The 16305-nt window shown below is 49.4% G+C and carries 18 protein-coding genes; 4 read left to right on the top strand and 14 right to left on the bottom strand.

Annotated features, from left to right (window positions below; all coding sequences use genetic code 11):
- Nucleotides 1-51 precede the first annotated feature (51 nt).
- Entirely contained in the window at nt 52-357 is a 306-nt protein-coding gene (locus ACR9FF_RS13755) for a DivIVA domain-containing protein (RefSeq protein WP_435171731.1), read from the bottom strand.
- Nucleotides 358-522: 165 nt separating this feature from the next.
- Nucleotides 523-849 carry an L-rhamnose mutarotase gene (locus ACR9FF_RS13750; protein WP_127496687.1) on the bottom strand — a complete coding sequence of 109 codons (327 nt, stop codon included), beginning with the start codon at nt 847-849 and terminating at the stop codon, nt 523-525.
- A 213-nt stretch (nt 850-1062) separates the two neighbouring features.
- Between ACR9FF_RS13750 and ACR9FF_RS13745 the strand changes: the two genes are divergently transcribed.
- Nucleotides 1063-1209 (top strand): hypothetical protein, encoded by a 147-nt coding sequence (locus ACR9FF_RS13745; RefSeq protein WP_165930719.1) that lies wholly within the window; start codon nt 1063-1065, stop codon nt 1207-1209.
- A 60-nt stretch (nt 1210-1269) separates the two neighbouring features.
- Here the strand turns inward: ACR9FF_RS13745 and ACR9FF_RS13740 are convergent, their stop codons facing one another.
- Together ACR9FF_RS13740 and ACR9FF_RS13735 are read right to left on the bottom strand one after the other, a co-directional pair.
- Nucleotides 1270-2520, bottom strand: a complete 1251-nt coding sequence (locus tag ACR9FF_RS13740) for a hypothetical protein (protein ID WP_435171728.1) — start codon at nt 2518-2520, stop codon at nt 1270-1272.
- Nucleotides 2517-3497: a VanW family protein gene (locus ACR9FF_RS13735; protein ID WP_435171726.1), complete on the bottom strand. Its 981-nt coding sequence runs from the start codon at nt 3495-3497 to the stop codon at nt 2517-2519. Before ACR9FF_RS13735 ends, ACR9FF_RS13740 begins: the two co-directional genes overlap by 4 nt.
- Before the next feature lie 148 nt (nt 3498-3645).
- Between ACR9FF_RS13735 and ACR9FF_RS13730 the strand changes: the two genes are divergently transcribed.
- Complete coding sequence (locus tag ACR9FF_RS13730; RefSeq protein ID WP_435171724.1) at nt 3646-4755, top strand: hypothetical protein; 1110 nt, start codon at nt 3646-3648, stop codon at nt 4753-4755.
- A 58-nt stretch (nt 4756-4813) separates the two neighbouring features.
- Here the strand turns inward: ACR9FF_RS13730 and ACR9FF_RS13725 are convergent, their stop codons facing one another.
- The 5 genes from ACR9FF_RS13725 to ACR9FF_RS13705 form a co-directional block, all read right to left on the bottom strand.
- A complete protein-coding gene (locus ACR9FF_RS13725) occupies nt 4814-5347 on the bottom strand; it encodes a LysM peptidoglycan-binding domain-containing protein (RefSeq protein WP_127496684.1) in 534 nt (177 codons plus the stop codon).
- Nucleotides 5348-5430: 83 nt separating this feature from the next.
- Nucleotides 5431-6387: a glucosaminidase domain-containing protein gene (locus tag ACR9FF_RS13720; RefSeq protein ID WP_435171721.1), complete on the bottom strand. Its 957-nt coding sequence runs from the start codon at nt 6385-6387 to the stop codon at nt 5431-5433.
- A gap of 25 nt (nt 6388-6412) precedes the next feature.
- The gene (locus ACR9FF_RS13715; protein WP_435171719.1) at nt 6413-6709 is read right to left on the bottom strand and encodes a hypothetical protein; all 297 of its coding nucleotides are present in this window, start codon (nt 6707-6709) and stop codon (nt 6413-6415) included.
- A gap of 94 nt (nt 6710-6803) precedes the next feature.
- Nucleotides 6804-7421: a PadR family transcriptional regulator gene (locus tag ACR9FF_RS13710; protein ID WP_435171717.1), complete on the bottom strand. Its 618-nt coding sequence runs from the start codon at nt 7419-7421 to the stop codon at nt 6804-6806.
- Nucleotides 7422-7426: 5 nt separating this feature from the next.
- Nucleotides 7427-8995, bottom strand: coding sequence for an MDR family MFS transporter (locus tag ACR9FF_RS13705; protein WP_435171715.1), 1569 nt, complete (start codon nt 8993-8995; stop codon nt 7427-7429).
- A 189-nt stretch (nt 8996-9184) separates the two neighbouring features.
- Here ACR9FF_RS13705 and ACR9FF_RS13700 point away from each other — a divergent pair, with 189 nt between their 5' ends.
- Entirely contained in the window at nt 9185-10018 is an 834-nt protein-coding gene (locus ACR9FF_RS13700) for a sugar phosphate isomerase/epimerase family protein (protein WP_317981903.1), read from the top strand.
- Nucleotides 10019-10072: 54 nt separating this feature from the next.
- On the opposite strand, the gene ACR9FF_RS13695 is transcribed toward ACR9FF_RS13700, so the two are convergent.
- Nucleotides 10073-11086, bottom strand: a complete 1014-nt coding sequence (locus tag ACR9FF_RS13695; protein ID WP_127496679.1) for an SDR family oxidoreductase — start codon at nt 11084-11086, stop codon at nt 10073-10075.
- A gap of 122 nt (nt 11087-11208) precedes the next feature.
- On the opposite strand from ACR9FF_RS13695, the gene ACR9FF_RS13690 reads away from it, so the two are divergent.
- Nucleotides 11209-12240, top strand: a complete 1032-nt coding sequence (locus tag ACR9FF_RS13690; protein WP_435171712.1) for a ParB/RepB/Spo0J family partition protein — start codon at nt 11209-11211, stop codon at nt 12238-12240.
- Here ACR9FF_RS13690 and ACR9FF_RS13685 read toward each other — a convergent pair.
- Genes ACR9FF_RS13685 through ACR9FF_RS13670 form a run of 4 tightly spaced genes read right to left on the bottom strand, consistent with a single transcriptional unit; the run spans nt 12237 to nt 16284 of the window.
- Entirely contained in the window at nt 12237-13328 is a 1092-nt protein-coding gene (locus ACR9FF_RS13685; RefSeq protein WP_435171710.1) for a GerAB/ArcD/ProY family transporter, read from the bottom strand. The two genes, ACR9FF_RS13690 and ACR9FF_RS13685, sit on opposite strands and share 4 nt — an antisense overlap.
- 40 nt (nt 13329-13368) lie before the next feature.
- Nucleotides 13369-13599 carry a hypothetical protein gene (locus ACR9FF_RS13680; RefSeq protein ID WP_127496676.1) on the bottom strand — a complete coding sequence of 77 codons (231 nt, stop codon included), beginning with the start codon at nt 13597-13599 and terminating at the stop codon, nt 13369-13371.
- A gap of 37 nt (nt 13600-13636) precedes the next feature.
- A complete protein-coding gene (locus ACR9FF_RS13675; protein ID WP_435171707.1) occupies nt 13637-14842 on the bottom strand; it encodes a Ger(x)C family spore germination protein in 1206 nt (401 codons plus the stop codon).
- A complete protein-coding gene (locus tag ACR9FF_RS13670; protein WP_435171705.1) occupies nt 14839-16284 on the bottom strand; it encodes a spore germination protein in 1446 nt (481 codons plus the stop codon). The genes ACR9FF_RS13675 and ACR9FF_RS13670 overlap by 4 nt, the downstream gene beginning before the upstream one ends.
- Nucleotides 16285-16305: the final 21 nt, after the last annotated feature.

Raw genomic sequence — 16305 nt, 5'->3', positions numbered from 1 at the left:
CGCTTCCGCTCTATCCGACATAGAGCCAAGCGGCTTTTTAACATGCAACGATTAGAATACGCGCGGGCGAAGCGTTTCTCTCTTTTCCCCGAATACGCGCTGCTCCAGGTCTTCCAGACGGCGTTTGATCATGAAGTAATCGAAGGCTTCCTTGTCCTTCATCAGTTCCATATGTATGTTCGCCAGGTCAGCTTCAAACTTCACGACCAGCTCCTGCATGCGGCTGTAGTCCTTGATAATCTCGTCGAGGAACTCATCCACCTGCTCTTGGCTGTAGCCTCTCATCTTTTTCTCGAATTGCTTAGCATGTATGATTTGTGCTGTTAATTGAATACCGTATTGACTTAACTCGCTCATGGTATAAATGCTCCTCTCAAAACTCGATAAAAATGACACCTAGTCTCTATAATACGACGATTTTCGACTTTCTGCAAAGCCGCTCTCTTCCAGTTAACAAAAAAGGACCGCTTAACGCCAATTCGCGTCAGGCAGCCCTGGATAAATTCAACTTGTTATTACGGCTTATTTCAGGTAAAAGACTTCTCTTAACGGACGAATCGGCTCGGCTTCGCGGAAATCGAATGAGCCCTCCACCATTTGCGAGGTAATGGCGTTCCAGCGGTTGCACGGCTCACTCTCGGCGATTATGCCGAACGCCTTCTCTACATCATCGCATTCGAAGCAGTAGAAAAACTGGTTGCCGTTCTGAAAGATCGAATAATTCCGGATCCCTGCGCGCGAATGCTCTTCCATAATTTCAGGCCAAGGGGCCAGATGCATGGCTACGTATTCCTCAAGTTTTTCTTCTTTGATTTTCCAGGTCCAAGCGAATTTATTGCTGTTCTCCATTTGCTACCTCTCCTTCTCTTTCCTTCATTGCCGAACGTCAATCATGCCCTTCCTTATGAAGACGTTTACAAAAATGCTGACAGGATCAATATAGGCTATCCATGTCATGGTGTAAAGAGAAGATTTTTCGCGCGATATTCGAAGCGGCCTGCGGGCAATCTAATGTCGCCACAGGTTGTAGGCGCCATTCTATCGCAGGGAGGAATAACAAACATGTCGCATAATAAACGACGCTCTTTCCAAGGTAAAATGCATGCACTGCAGTTCAACTCGTTAGAAGCTGAAAATAATGTGGCGGGGTCAACGGACCGGAACCGCAACCAAAAAGGCCATGTTCCGAACAGCCCTTCGACAGGCTAGATGTTCCGTTAGACCAATGAAGCAATGAATGAAAGAGCTCCGTCATTGGAGCTCCTTCGTTCACTTGTTCAAATAACCAATCATGTCGCTCCAATTCGCTCTGCCGTAATAATCTTCGGAAACGGTCAGCTTCGTAATCCAGGATAAGGACCGTCTTGCGCCCGGTTTGATCAGCTTGACCTCCGCGGAGCCTTGACCGGACTGCACAAAGGCAATCATACCGTTCCTCATGATTGTTGGCGCATAATCGCCATAGCCTTCGATGCCTCTCGTCACATTTTTGCTCTGCCCTGTTCGAAGATTAACCTTGGCAAGCAAAGGCAATGCTCTGTCTTCTTCATCGCCCGACCATGCCGCCTCTTTCCTCCGGGACACGATAATCGCTTCATCGCGGTCCCAAGTAAAGTCGTTGTCGGCATAACCTCGAGGCGTCAGTACGCGCTTCTTAACCGAGAGAATGTCCTCGAGAATAGTCAGCTTCTTGTTTGATGTCGCTTCTCTGCCCGTACCTTCAATAAAGGCAAGCTGGCCGCTCGACGGCGCCCATTGAAACCAATTGGCATAGCCCAGCATCTGACCGGCCTTCACAAAGTTCCGGCCATCCGAAGACAACAGGATTAACGTGTTGGCATCGGAGGATAAGGAAGCGGTTGGCTTGGCAATAAACGCAATCCATTTTCCGTCCGGGGACCATTTGAACGGGCTTGTCTGAATCGCGAAAAAATCATCCGATTGAGCAGGCAGCCGGTAAAACAACTGCTTTGACCAGGCCCCACCCGCACCGTCAGGCTTAAGTACATACAGCTCAATCGGAGCCCAGCCGCCTTCCGGCAGCAGCTCAGCCGCAGTAGAAGCAAGCAGTCCGCTTCCGTCCGGAAGCCACGAGAACTCCCCTGCATTGTCCATAATACGGTCCTGCGAATGGTCGCTTGGCCTGTCAGCCGACATGACGCTAAGCGTTCTTCCGGACAAGATGGCTAACCGGTTGTCATTGGGAGCCCATTTGGCATTGCTGCCTTCCCCTAGCCTTCTCATGCCGCCGGTTGCAGCTTCATAGGTCCACACTTCCGGCCTGTTCTCACCCCGAAGGAAGGTCATCCATTTCCCGTCTTTTGACCATTGAGGGCTACGAATATATTCCTCCTTCGTCAGCGGCTTCTGTACCTCGTCAACCGCCAGCCATAAGTTATTGGTCCGGATAAAAGCAGCCTGCAGCGCTTCCCGTTCCCCTTCCGCAGCCACGCTTGTTAGAGCCAGCAATGAAGAGCCGACAACAGCGGCCATTATCAAAGCAGTTAATTTTTTAATCACGGAAGCAACTCCTTCCCTTCATTAGAATCATGATGTTGGGCTTTGAAAGCAACTTCCTCGGGCAGCTTTTTCGACATGCTTGGGATATGACGGTGTTTGTATTCAATCAGCTCTGAGGAGTACACGGACACAAATACACGCCCGCTTCCGGCGAAAGCACGGATCAGAACCGGTTGATTGTATTGATTCTTGAATACGAAATCCGGTCCGTCCCAGCTTACCGTAGCATCCCGTCCGGGCATCACGTAAGGCACATGCCGGCTATGCGAGTATCGCTGGATGATTGTGAGTCCCGCGCTATCAATGGCATTAAACAAAGTGGAGGATACTTGGCAAATGCCGCCTCCCACTCCCTCGGAAAGCTCCCCGCGGACGATTATCGGCGCACTCAAATATCCTTTCTCCGGCGTTCTTGGTCCCACGGTACGGTTAAACGAAAACGTCTCGCCGGGGAAAACGACCGTATTGGAAATCGCTTTTGCAGCTAAGGAAATGTTATGGGAGCGGTTCTTATTGTTGCTGTTGTAATAAGTAACATAGTTGCCGATCGCTTTTTCCTTAATGCTGGCAAGCAATTCGCTATCCACCCTCGCGTGCACATGTGTTAAAGGCACCTCAATGGCCCAAGGCTTGCTATTAAAGAAATAGCTGTAAAATTGCGTGGCAAATTGATCGCGATCCAGTTGATAACCAGACTGTTCCGGAACGATCGTCCCCCTATCGCCGATATAAGCGTTAACGGGGGGCATATTGATCTTTTTCTCCAGCTTGGACTGCAGCTTATCGAACTTCCCGATATCCAAAAAGGACGTACCCGGAAGATCGTAATCGTCCCGCTTGATCTGGGCAATCGGTTGTCCGCGGAACTCAATGGTCAGGTGTTCAGGTACAATATAAGGCCGCTCGGGCTGTACGGGCTGTACAGGCTGCTGCAGCAGGATAGCAAGTCCGGCTATCCACATTCCGTTAAATCCCATTCTTCACTTCTCCTATCGTCACATAAGCACTAATTCAGCCGAGAATAATAATGGACAAGGGATAGTATGGTTCGCCGAAGCTTCAATTATTTAGTAACAGGAGGAAAATATGCTTTTTCATCGATTTAATCGTATGAAGGCTTGCATAATGATCGTGCTTGCACTCGCCCTTGCCTGGCTGCCGGAAAATAATCTCCATGCCAAATCGGCCGTGACGAAAGAAGAAATGACCGGTCATTCCGATCTGCAGTTAATGGTCAAATCAAGCCCTACCGCCATCTTCGAAGACCGTGACATGATTAAAGATCCGGATATCGTAAAAGCCGTTCATTCACCGAATTGGCAAGCATCCGATGAAGTCCCGCGATTTTCGGATCTTTATATTTCCCGGGAAGGAGTCTCTGCTCCGTCCTTTCGCGTAGATGCCAGCGGACGCATATGGGATGAGACGCAGTCGAAAATGCTTGTTCTGCCGGGTAAAGCCGCGGCAAAGCTACAGCAGTCCGCCGAGGCTTTGCGGGCGAAGCATTACGGACAATTACTGGATTGGCAGGAAGCGGAAAAGCTATTTTCCAGAAAAGCTTTTTTTGTCATCAAGGATATGGAGACCGGGTTATCGTTCCGCGTACAACGAAGAGCCGGACATGATCATGCGGATGTTCAACCCGTAACGAAGGCAGATACCGAAATTATGAAGCAGATTTACAACAAGGGCTGGACCTGGGACAGAAAAGCGATTATCGCGGAAAAGGATGGCCGGCAAATTGCAGCTTCCATGAACGGAATGCCTCATGGCGGAGACGGAATACCGGAGAATGGCTTTTCGGGGCATTTTTGCGTACATTTCCTGAACAGCTCTACCCATAAATCCGAAAACCCGGATTTGCCTCATCAGCTAATGGTTCACAAGGCTGCGGGAAAGCTGCGGAATTATTTTGCGGACTCTTCTCCTTTTCTGCTTGGTCAAGGATTAATTGAAGCCATTCACCACGAAGAGCCCGAGATGATCCGCCTGCTAACGGAGGGAATTCCCAAAGAGCAGTCGGAGGCGCTGCTTTCGCAGCAGCAGGATTGGCGTTCTATCCGGCGGAAGGACGGACGTGAACTCCCCCAGGAGGAACCCTGGTTGTCCGAGGTACGGATGGAAGCGGAGACCTTGCACGCAACCCGGGGCAAAAGATTGATGCGATTCCATTCCATGTTCGTGCGAATGAGTCCGATCAGCCCGTGGGAGATGAAAGAATTAATCGTTTCTTAAAAACGAATAACGTCCGCTTCCTTCTTATCGGGAAGGAGCGGACGTTATTATTTCTAGCTTAATATGGGCCATTAACGGATGTCCCGTGGATATGAGGATTTGCCATATTCGGACTTACCATACTAGGGCTCACCATGTTTGGGTTTGCCATGTTTGGACTAGTCATGCTTGGGCTCACCATGTTTGGCTGTACGTTTGGCTGGGTATTACTTTGTTGAAGCGATTGCGTTGCCGGAAGATCCATGTATGTTTTATGGCAATACATATTGGAAATTCGCGGAATAACAACCGTTTCGCCATGCTTGAGGGATTTTGGATTCGCGATATGCAGGTTGGCTTCCTCCAGCAGCGTATTTGGAATGTTGTACGCATGGGCGATTTGCTCCATCGTATCTCCCGCCTGCGCTTGGTGATGAGCGTAATAATAGTTGCGGTCATCCTCCCGGAAGAACGGGAAGAAGAAAGGCGAGAAGAAGAAAAACGGGAACAGGAACCGACCTGGGAAGAAAGGATGCGGGAAAGGCCGGAATGGTGGACGGAATCCGCCTCCAAAGCCGCCGCCGCCAAAAGGAACAAAACCACGATTATCCATCTTGATACCTCCGTCATATAGTCATTTGACTATATAACTTATTGAATCCTGGGCAAAAAGGTTCCAGTTCCCCGTTAAGTAATTTAAAGCTTCTTATAGTCGCGTTTCATAATATTCATGACCAGACTTGACCATTTCGGATTGGCCGGACAATACTTACTAGCTACTTTATCAATCGTTGTGTAGCCTTTATCGATATAATTCTTGGCCAGCAGCTGGCCGAACTTGCGGACGCTGTCTCCCTTCGTCTCGAAGGCAAATGCTTTATTATATTTGTCGCTGTCTAATGCATTAAGGCCAAACAAATTGTTTTTCTTCTTGGCCAGCGTACTCTTGCCGTTGCCGCTTTCCAGCTTCATGACGGCAATCGTAAAGTATGCGTTAATGCCGTATTCCTCTTCGACTTCCAGAATGGCTTGCTCTAAGCCGTGATCCGCAAGAGCGGTTTTCTCAAACAGCTTCGCAATATGTTCTTCCGTCAATCCCGAGTCCGATTCCACAACGGATGTTGGCCTCTCAGGGTCGGAGGGCAGCGGTATTGCTTTTGCGGGTTTAATCTCTAACGTATCGTTAAAAGGCGTTGCCGCCTCCGCTTTTGTATTCGCTTTCGCCAGAATTTTGACCTCAAGTGCCTTTTCGGCAACCGGAGCCGCTTTTTCTTCAATCTGCTTGGCATAACGTCCATGAACGAAGCCTTGATCCTTTAGAGCCAACCATCCGTTATCCGTCGCATGATCCACCTGGATGATGTCCCCTTGCTTTAGCACTTGAATAATATCGGAGTCTGCATCCGGCTTCTCGCGGACGTTGAGGTAAAACGCGGTCACAGCGTATGTAAGAATAGGCGGTTCTTGCACGGAGGGTTGCGCGGCTGCGCTATGTATTTCGGGGATTATATTGGGCTCAGGTTCCGGCAGCGCAGCTTCTTGCCTCTCTACAGGCTTTATTTCAGCGGCTTCCGGCAATTGCGGCGTAAACAGCTGTAAAGCGTCACTTACCACGATACTGCCATCAGCGATGGATAAATGAGCGGTCGACAAGTCATGAGTTACTTCAGCAGACACTTTATTTGAAGGTAAAAAACGCGTGCTCAAGGTCATGAACAAAGCTATACAAAGTACATATACGAGCACTTTTGAATTGATTTTTGTATGCATCGTTACACCTCTTCCCTCGTTTTTGTAAATCAGACATACCTGCTGTGGTATAGGTTAGATTGTACATAGGAGGATTTGAAAAACGTGTCAAATATCCTGCGAGGCTCACTTGTTTCTTTGTCGGAGCTTCATGCCAAACTTTGGCTGAAAAAGCGGATTTTGAACAGATGCCGTAATTTTGAATCGCTTTGACCAAAAAACGCACGAAAAAGTTGCCTCCATCTGACTCGATCCGCGAAAATTAGTAAAATAAAAACAAAAGAACCGCACCCGGGTGCGGTTCTCTAGCTTTATTTGTACTATTCTTCCGGCATTTGAGGCCCGGGATGGGACTTCAGATACTGCTCGATCTGCTCAAGCGTCCAGCTTGGCCCTTGAAGAAGGCTGCCGCTCCTAGCCATCTCCAGCAGCTCCAGCAGCCACTCCTTCTCCGCCTCTCCGAATTTTTTGATTCCGTTAATCATCATTTGGGAGCCGGTCGGAAGAAAAGTTCCTTTTATCTCCAACACCGCCTCCATGCGTTTAATACGCTCTTCGCATGCGGCCAGCTGCTTCTGCAGCAGCTGCTCGATCCGGTTCTGATCTCCGTGACGAATGAAAGGCAGCGCAAGGAATGCGGGATGCTGCGGATAAGAAACCTGGCTTAGCTGCTCGTACAGCAGTTTGTGGAATGCTTCCTTGCCTGCTTCCGTTATCCGGTAAATCGTCTTGTCCGGCCGGTTATCGCCCGGAACCGCCACAATCTCCGCCGTTTCAATCAGCCCGTGATCCCGAAGCTGGTCTACCGCGTAATACAAAGAACCGTCTCGAAGCCTAAACGACTCATTCCAGTTCCGCTGCTTAATCGTTTGTCTTATATCGTAAGGATGTCTGTCTCTTTCCATAAGAAGCCCCAATATTAACAGCTTCATTGACATGTTCCTTATCTCCCCGAGAACGATGGCTCCGGCTTGCCTGCATCATCTTTGGCTGGAGCTTGATTCGATTTTGGAGGAAGCTCAAGACGAGCGCGGCCCATCAGAATTGCGAAGACAAACGCCAATACCGGCAGGATGACATTCCATTGGAAAATAAACAGAATGGAATCGGACAGCTTGCCAAGCAGAAGCGTTACGAAATCTGCAGGCAGCCCCATTTTAGCTTGAACCGACGGATCAAGCAGCGCCTGTCCGCCTTTGATCTGTGCCGCCATTTCCGGCTTGATGCCTTGCACGTCCTGAAGCGAGTTTTGGAAATGCGTTTTTTGCATTGCGCCGAACACGGTAATACCAAGCGCGGAACCAATGGTGCGGAAGAACGTGATTAAGGACGACGCCGAACCCTTGTATTGCGGTGGAACGGAGTTCAGAGTCGAGATATTCAGCAAGGAGAAGGATACGCCAATACCGAGGCCAATGATAACCATAAATACGGTGATCAGAGCACGGCTCGAGGAGGTATCCATCACATAGCCGAGCAAATACGTTCCGACCATCAATACGATCGAAGATACGATCATGACGTCGCGGAAACGGACTTTGTTCGCAATCCGGCCGCCGATCTGCGCGCTGACGACGACCCCGAGCATCATCGGAGTCAGAACCGTACTTGTGCTGGTCGCCGACAGATGGAATACGCCTTGCATGAACAACGGAATATAAGTAGCGACAGCAATCATAATGCCGCCGTACAGAAGGCTGATCATCATGCTGCTGGTGAACAGCTGCTTCTTGAACAAGGTCAGCGGAATAATCGGATCCTTCGCCATTTTCTCAACAAACAGGAAGACGACAGCCAGAATGCCTGCACCGGCTAGAAGCGAGATGGTTTTGAACGAATCCCATGCCCAGCCGTCGGTACCGCCAAGCTCGAGTCCAAACATCAGGAGCAGGACAGCGGCCATCAAAATAACCGCACCGGCCCAGTCGATTACTTGCTTCCGGTGGTTCTTCGATTCCTGATAGCCTCTCATGATAAAGATCAAAGACAAGATGCCAATCGGAACGTTAATGTAGAAAATCCAGCGCCAGCTGATATTGTCTGTAATGGCACCGCCCATAATCGGGCCAAATACGCTGGAGATGCCGAACACGGCGCCAAACAGACCCATCATTTTGCCGCGCTTATCCGGCGGGAACAAGTCGAAGATGATGGTGAAGACAATCGGCATGATCGCGCCGCCGCCGACACCTTGAATAGCACGGTAGATAATCAACTGATTCATGTCAGTTGCCGTACCGCACAGAATGGAACCGATCAGGAAAAAGATGAGGCCTGAAATAAAGAACCGCTTCCGGCCGTACATATCGGACAGCTTGCCGAAGATCGGCGTTGCGACCACCATTGCGATCATGTAAGCGGAATAAACCCATACGAATTTATCCATGCCGCCCAGCTTCTCGATGATCTTCGCCATCGCCGTTGATACGATCGTCTGATCGAGCGCCGACATAAACAGGCCAAGCAGGAGGCCTGCGATTACTAATTTGACACTACTTTTTTTCGCGTCCATAAGAACTTCCCTTCTGTGGTCATATATCCGTACTCAAATTTGAATACCCCTAGCTTATTATACTCAAATTTGAGTGATGTTCAATCCCTAAAATGAATAAATTAATCCCTAGATTGAATAAATTAATTGTTAACCTATCTGTTGTATAATGGCAGAGTGAAAACAATCGATAAGGTGGGATTTGTACATATGTCATATTTGTCGTTAAGTACTTGGAGCCTGCACCGTAATCTGGGACCGCTCCGCTGGACCGTATGGAATGAAGAAACCGGCAACCACGATACGGCCGTTCAGGAACAGCCGTTACTGCATTCTCTTCTTGAGCTTCCCGCCGAAGCTGCCAACCGCGGTTATCAAGCCGTAGAGGTCTGCCATTTCCATTTCCCGTCCACCGAACCAGACTATCTCGCACAGGTGAAGCAAGCCTTTGCGTCAGCCGGCATGTCCTTTGATACCTTGCTCCTTGATTACGGCGATATCACTTCCTCCGACCCCGCCCGCGTAGAAGCGGATATGGCCTATATCCGCCAATGGATTGAAGCTGCTTCCTTAAGCGGCGCGAAGCAGATCCGGGTTGTGGCGGGCGAAGCTCCTCCTACGGATAACGAGGCTATTTCGCTGTCCGCAGCCAGATTGGCCGAGCTCTCGGAATATGGCAACTCGCTTGGCGTAAAAGTAATCACGGAAAACTTCAAAGCACTCACCTCCACTGGCGCAAGCTCCATGAAGCTGCTCGATCAATGGGGCGAACATGCTGCGACGATTACGGATTTCGGCAACTTTAAAGGCCAATTGAAATATGAAGAGATTGCTCTTACGACTCCGCTTAGCGTATCCGTCCATGTCAAACCTCAATACGATGCCGACGGAATTCCGGATGAAGCCGAGCTTCGCCGCTGTCTGGACACCGTTGCTTCCACCGGATTCAATGGCGCTTACGTATTGATCTACGACGGTCCCGGCGATATGTGGGAAGGCATGGAACGCGTGAAAAAGATCGTCTCCTCTTATCTCGCTTCCTAGACGGCAAAAAAGCGATGCAGTTCAACCCTGCATCGCTTTTTTTGTGCAATAATACTACCTATCAACGTTCATTCCGGATGAATGCGCCGCAATAATGCGGTCCATCTGCTCGTTCCAGGCTTCGTCCTCCGAACATTTCTCCGGATGGGCTTCGAACCATTCAACGGTCCGTTTAATCCCTTCCGCAAATGGCACAGTGGCCGCAAAATCCGGTACAAGCTTTTTGATCTTGCTGTTGTCAAATACAGCGCTTACCGCCTTATCGCCAAGCAGGCCGCCTTCCAAATCCGGATCATAGGTGATCAGGAAGTCCGAAGATATATGTATCAGGTTCGGTTTAACTCCGGCAGCTGCGCCAATCGCCTCGTAAATCTGATTCCAGGACAATACTTCGTCCGATGTAATATGGTACGCTTCCCCAATCGCTTTCTGCTCGCCAAGCAACCCCACAAAACCTTTCGCAAAGTCCGAATTATGTGTCATCGTCCATAGGGATGTTCCGTCGCCGTGAACAATAATCGGCTTGCCCTTGCGCATACGGGCAACAAGCGAATAAGGGTGAGGCCAGCTGTTCAGCGATGCCGGGATCATCGTATCCCCGTAGGTAAAGGAAGGACGGACAATCGTAACCGGGAAGCCGGTTGCGGCATGTTCCTTCAGAAGAAGCTGTTCGCAGGCGATTTTATCTCTCGAATATTGCCAATAAGGATTTTCAAGCGGCGTTGCATGCTCCGTTATGATATAATGCTGCAGCGGCTTCTGATAAGCCGATGCCGAGCTGATAAAGATATATTGCTTCGTACGTCCCCGGAACAAATCAATGTCGGTCTGAACATGCTCCGGCGTAAAAGCGATCCAATCTACCACGACATCGAATTGATAGTCTTCCAGCGCTGCCGCGGCGGACTTGGGATCTCGAATATCCCCGGTAATGATCTTCGCGCCTTCGGGCACAAATCCGTCCCGGTTCCCCCGGTTGAACAAATAGAGGTTGATTCCTTTCTGCACAGCTAGCTTGGATACAGCCTGGCTGATCAAGCCGGTACCGCCGATAAACAATACATTCATGTCTTATCGCTCCTCCAACCAACATTAATGGCTTACCTCAGTAATAGTGTAAAGCTTAAAAGCAACCGGAGCAATGTTTAAGGTATAATAGAAAGATAGAACAATAGAATAGGAGATAAGTGATGGATATTGTACAACTCCCACTAACCCAAATCGACGAAGATACGGACCAGCCCCGCTACCAGTTCGACGAAGAAGCTTTGGTCGAGCTGATGCGTAATATTGAGGAAATCGGGCTTCTCTCCCCCATTAAAGTAAGAACGATCGATGGAGGAAGATATAAGATTATTTACGGCAACCGCCGTTACAAGGCTTGCAAGCGGCTTGGACTAGTCACGATTCCTTGTATCGTGACGAACATGACCGATGAGCAGGAAATCTACTTGGAGCAAATCGCCGAGAACCTGACGCGTCAAGGCTTCTCCCCGATTGAAGAAGCGGAGGCTTTCAACAAGCTGATGACCGACCCGAAATTTAGCCGATCGGTTAAATTCCTTGCCAGTAAGTTCGGCAAACCGGAATCGTACATAAAGAACAAATGCGAGCTGCTTAAATTCGGCAATTCGGTTCGGAAGCTTATCATTGGCGGCACGGAAATTCGCAAGGACCGTCTCACGGAGGACCAGCTGCTGCCGCTGAAGGACCTGCCGATGGAGCATCGGGATCCGTTGGCCCTCATTATGGCAAGAGACGAGATGCCGCCTTCGGACGTGAAGAAAATCGCCAAGCTGTTCAAGGACAAGGATATCTCTGCCGCTACTAAGGACAAGCTCCTGTACAAATCGGGTCCCGGATTGCTGGAGACCTGGTCGGTGCAGCAGCATAACAAGGCGGAGAAAGCGAAGCCGGCCGAGCCAAAGGCGCCTAAAGCGGAAAAGAGCAAGCCGGCAGAGGTTAACGAGACAGCAACAACGGTAGTCGAAACTGTGCCGGCACCGGTTAGTCCCTACGAAGCCATGGACAAGAAGCTGAATCAGCTCTTGACTGCCCTGCCCTCTTTCTCTCCGCTGCCCAATGAAGCGGCTTTATCCTTGCAGGAGCTGAATGCCGAGGAGAGAGCGGAACTGATTAGGAGAATGGAAGCCTTGCTGGAGCAATTGCGCTGCCATACCGAGGAATGGGACAAGCTGAAAAAAATCGCGGCAGCCAATTAATTCGATACGCTTTGCCTGATTTGCCCCGCTATCCAGATTAGAATCGGACAGATGATCCCGAAGATCATCGCATAGAATGGCCAAATACGGAAGGTCGTAAACAAGGCAGCCGTGTTTGGCCATACTGTTCCGGCAATGACATAAGCGATAAGGCCAATCGGTATTAATAAAGACCGGTAATCCTTCATTTTAAACACGGTCGAGAGTCCTTTTGCGCTTACGTACATGAGCAAGGACATGCGAAAAAAAATCGCGATAAACCAAATAACCGACACTGCGATCTCGAAACGTTCGAAGAAATCGCTGAAGCTGATCGTCCGGACGGCAAAATAACTCGAGAAGCCTACGGTCGAGACGACTCCCTGACTCAAGACGGAAATAACGATAACCGTGACGCACATAAACAGGAACCCGGAGAACAGCGAGCTTTTGATGACAAGCCTTCTCCACTCTTGCGGCTTTTTCGTATGCGTGGCGAAGTACAGGAACAGTACGCTTTCAATATAGGGAAAGGCTATGGTCGTAAAAGAAGCATGAACAACCGGCTTCCAGCCAAACTCGAATACCGGGAGCAAATTGTCCAGGCTCATCTTGGGGATCAGAGGAACATAACCTAAAGCAAGCAGCCCCATAACCAGGAAAAACAGCACTTCCGCCGCACGGCCGATTGTTGTTACCCCGCAATATACCACGTATATGACTACGCTTAGCATGAGGACAAAGATTGCCGACATTGGCGTTTCCGGCAAGATCAACGTCGTAATGTAATCCGCAAGATCTCGCAACACAAGGCTAAGGATAAGAAATGGATACATCAACGTGAATAACAACAAAAACAGCCTGCCTAGCCATTGCCCAAGCAGTGTCTGTAAATATTGTTCAAACGGGACACCGTGTAGTTGTTTTGCTATTCCCCCATATACCATCATCATCAATAACTGAACAGTCAACACCACGCAAAGCGATATCCAGGCATCCTGCTTGGCAATCGAAGCAAGATTGGAAGGCAGAACAAGAAATGCGCTGCCCAGCTGGTACAGGATAAACCACATCGTCATCTGCCTGATCGTCAGCTTCTCATTATCCATGCTCTGCCCCCTTCTTCTTTCTTCATTAATAAACCGCGAACTACTTAAGCAGCCTCGACATAAATAAATCAATCGGCTTGAACAGGACGTTGATCCCCATCATTGGACTCGGCAGATTCACTTGAAGCTGTCGAAGCAATACAAGCGCAACTCCCACGCTAAGGAAACACGCGCTGACTACAATATCCCGAACTTGGCGTTTTTTCATCAGGACGCGATACTCCATAAAAGCCCCTGCCAGAAAGATCAGCAGAATAATCAGATGATCCATTACAGCCGCCTCCCACACGAATAGACTCTCATTACAGCTAAGGCTGCTTGTGAATCGTATTTAAGATCTTGCCTGTTTTGTGCAGCTCGGTTGTGATTACAACTTCAACCTGAAGATCATTTTTGAATATTTCCGGCCATTGCTTCTTCCATTTGTTCCATTGCTTCGGATATTTCCGGTGGAAAGCCTCGCCAAAGCCGTAAATATCCGCACCGTATTTCCGCTGAACATGACGGATACTGTGCTCAAGAGTAGTCCTCTGTTCTTCTCTCGCTACCTGCTGCATTTGACTGAATACCTTTTCATCGCCTAGATCCGCACTGCAATGATATTCGCCGATGTTGGCATCGCTCTTCATTTTAACCTTCACATGAGGTTTGCCGTCTTTTATCGAAGGAATAATCTCGGCATGCGATTTGTAGATCTCTACGACAAAGTTATCCCTGCCGTCTGGGCATCTCACATGACCAACCGTACTGCGCACAATGTTAGACACATAACTGTAGCCTTTACTGTCCGATTCACCTAGCCACCCGACAATACGGTCGTCGAGAAGCACGCCAATTCCCGTATATTTGTATTCGGCATATGCTTTGGGCTGCTTCACATTATCTATTTTCATTCCTTTGTTTCTGTTACCGATAAGCGTAATTCCCGTTAGAACCGGTTCGATTCCATCCTTCGTTACCTTCTGCATCATATCAACAACATTGACCGCGGAAGTAGGCGCCCAGGAACTCTCGGACACTTTAAGCGATTTGTATAAATCAATGGCCGGCAGCACCTCCATTGGCGTAACGAACGCTAGAATATCTTTGGCGTCGCAGCCTTTCGCAACGGCCATGAAAAAGTCCGGACGGACCTCGTGATCCCGGAATAAAAAATCAAGAGGATTCCGCAGCCCGCGCTCCGCTATCTTTTCATTAATAATGACGATCCGCATATGGGATAAATACATCCTTCGCGAAGCTTTGGTCGTAATTTTGCGCAATGCTTCAAAAATAGTTGGCGCCCGTTCCGAGAAAATAATGGCAGGTGATCGCTCGCCTGAACGATTTATCGACATCTGGGACGGGTCTGATACTTGAACCGTCAATTGATACTGTTCGTCTACCCAATCTATTCCCATAGCCAGCACAACGGATATCGCATTCAGCTCCCGCCGGTTCCAGCATCCCGTCAAGAGCGATGCCATCAATATGAAGGCTGTAAAAGCCAGTCCAATCCTTTTGCAGCCGTTCATGAGGATCGCCCCTGCTTCGTTTGCCCTTTCGTCGATTTCCAATAAGGCATGCGGAAGATGGCGTCGCTTTGCTGGCTGGCATGGAACGGAGCGCTTGGACTTAAGTACGGAATGCCGGCGGAACGAAGATGGCACAGATGCACAACCAGGACAATAATGCCGATAGTCAGTCCGTAAACACCAAAGGAAGCCGACAAAACCATAAACGCGAAGCGTATGATCCGAATCGGAATCGACATGGCATACGCCGGAATGACAAAGCTGGAAATGGCGGTAATCGATACGATAATAACCATTGCCGCCGAGACGATACTAGCCTCTACAGCGGCCTGGCCAATCACAATCGTTCCTACAATCGATACCGCTTGGCCAATCGTGCGCGGCATCCGTATTCCGGCTTCCCGCAATATCTCGAACGTGCCTTCCATAAGCATCGCTTCAATAAAAGCCGGAAGAGGCACCCCTTCCCGTTGGGTGGCTAGGCTTAAGAGCAGCTGAGTTGGCAGCATATCCTGATGAAAAGTTGTAAGAGCAATATAAACCGACGGAGCAAGAAGACAGATGGCAAGCGCCACGTAACGGAGCAGCCGAATCAGGTTGCTGTATAGAGGGCGCTGGTAATAATCCTCCGCCGATTGTATGAAATCAACGAATAGAGCGGGAGTCAACATGACGAACGGCGTTCCGTCTACGAAAATCGCAATTTTGCCTTCCATAATTCCCGCGGCAATCGTATCAGGCCGGTCCGTATTGTACATGGTTGGAAATATGGTCAGCTGTTTTTTCTCATGCAGGAACTCTTCCAGGTATTCACCTTCGAGAACCCGGTCTTGCTTGCAGGCTTGCAAACGTCCGATTAGTCTGCGAACCTGTTTCTCATCAGCAAGCGTGTCCATATACATAACCGCTACATCGGTTTTGGTCATTTTGCCGACTTTAAGCGAGACGATCCGAATTCTTGTATCTTTAATTCTGCGTCTGACAAGAGTTGTATTGGTGCGCAGGGTTTCCGTGAAGGAATCCTGAGGACCACGGACAACCGATTGGGTTTTGGATTCCGTAATGGCACGGTCGTTCCAGCCAGGCAGCGCAATGCTTAATCCGTCCACAACCCCATCCATCATAATAAATAAGCTGCCGGAGAACAGTTGCTCCAAAGCAGCCTCAAGCGTACGGGTAACGCATACCTCCCCTGCGTCCAGAACATGATCCTTCAGCTCCTGCAGCGTAACAGGCTCCTCCGGCGTCCGGTCAAGCAGTGCGGAAATAACACTGTCCTGAAGCTCCTTCTTGTCTACCATGCCGTCCAGATAAAAGATAGCCGTCTTCTTATTGCCGGGCAGGATCAGCTCACGGACGATAAAGTCCGAGCTGTATCCCAACATCAGCTTCATTCTTTCTATGTTGGCATGCAGCAATGGGGAGAAGCCATCCTCTTTCATCCTCATGTCCTCCTACCTGCA

The sequence above is a fragment of the Paenibacillus glycanilyticus genome (genome assembly GCF_051200795.1).
In the GTDB taxonomy this organism is placed as follows: domain Bacteria; phylum Bacillota; class Bacilli; order Paenibacillales; family Paenibacillaceae; genus Pristimantibacillus; species Pristimantibacillus glycanilyticus.
The sequence above is the reverse complement of the archived record's forward strand: the minus strand, read 5'-3'. Positions and strand labels throughout refer to the sequence as shown.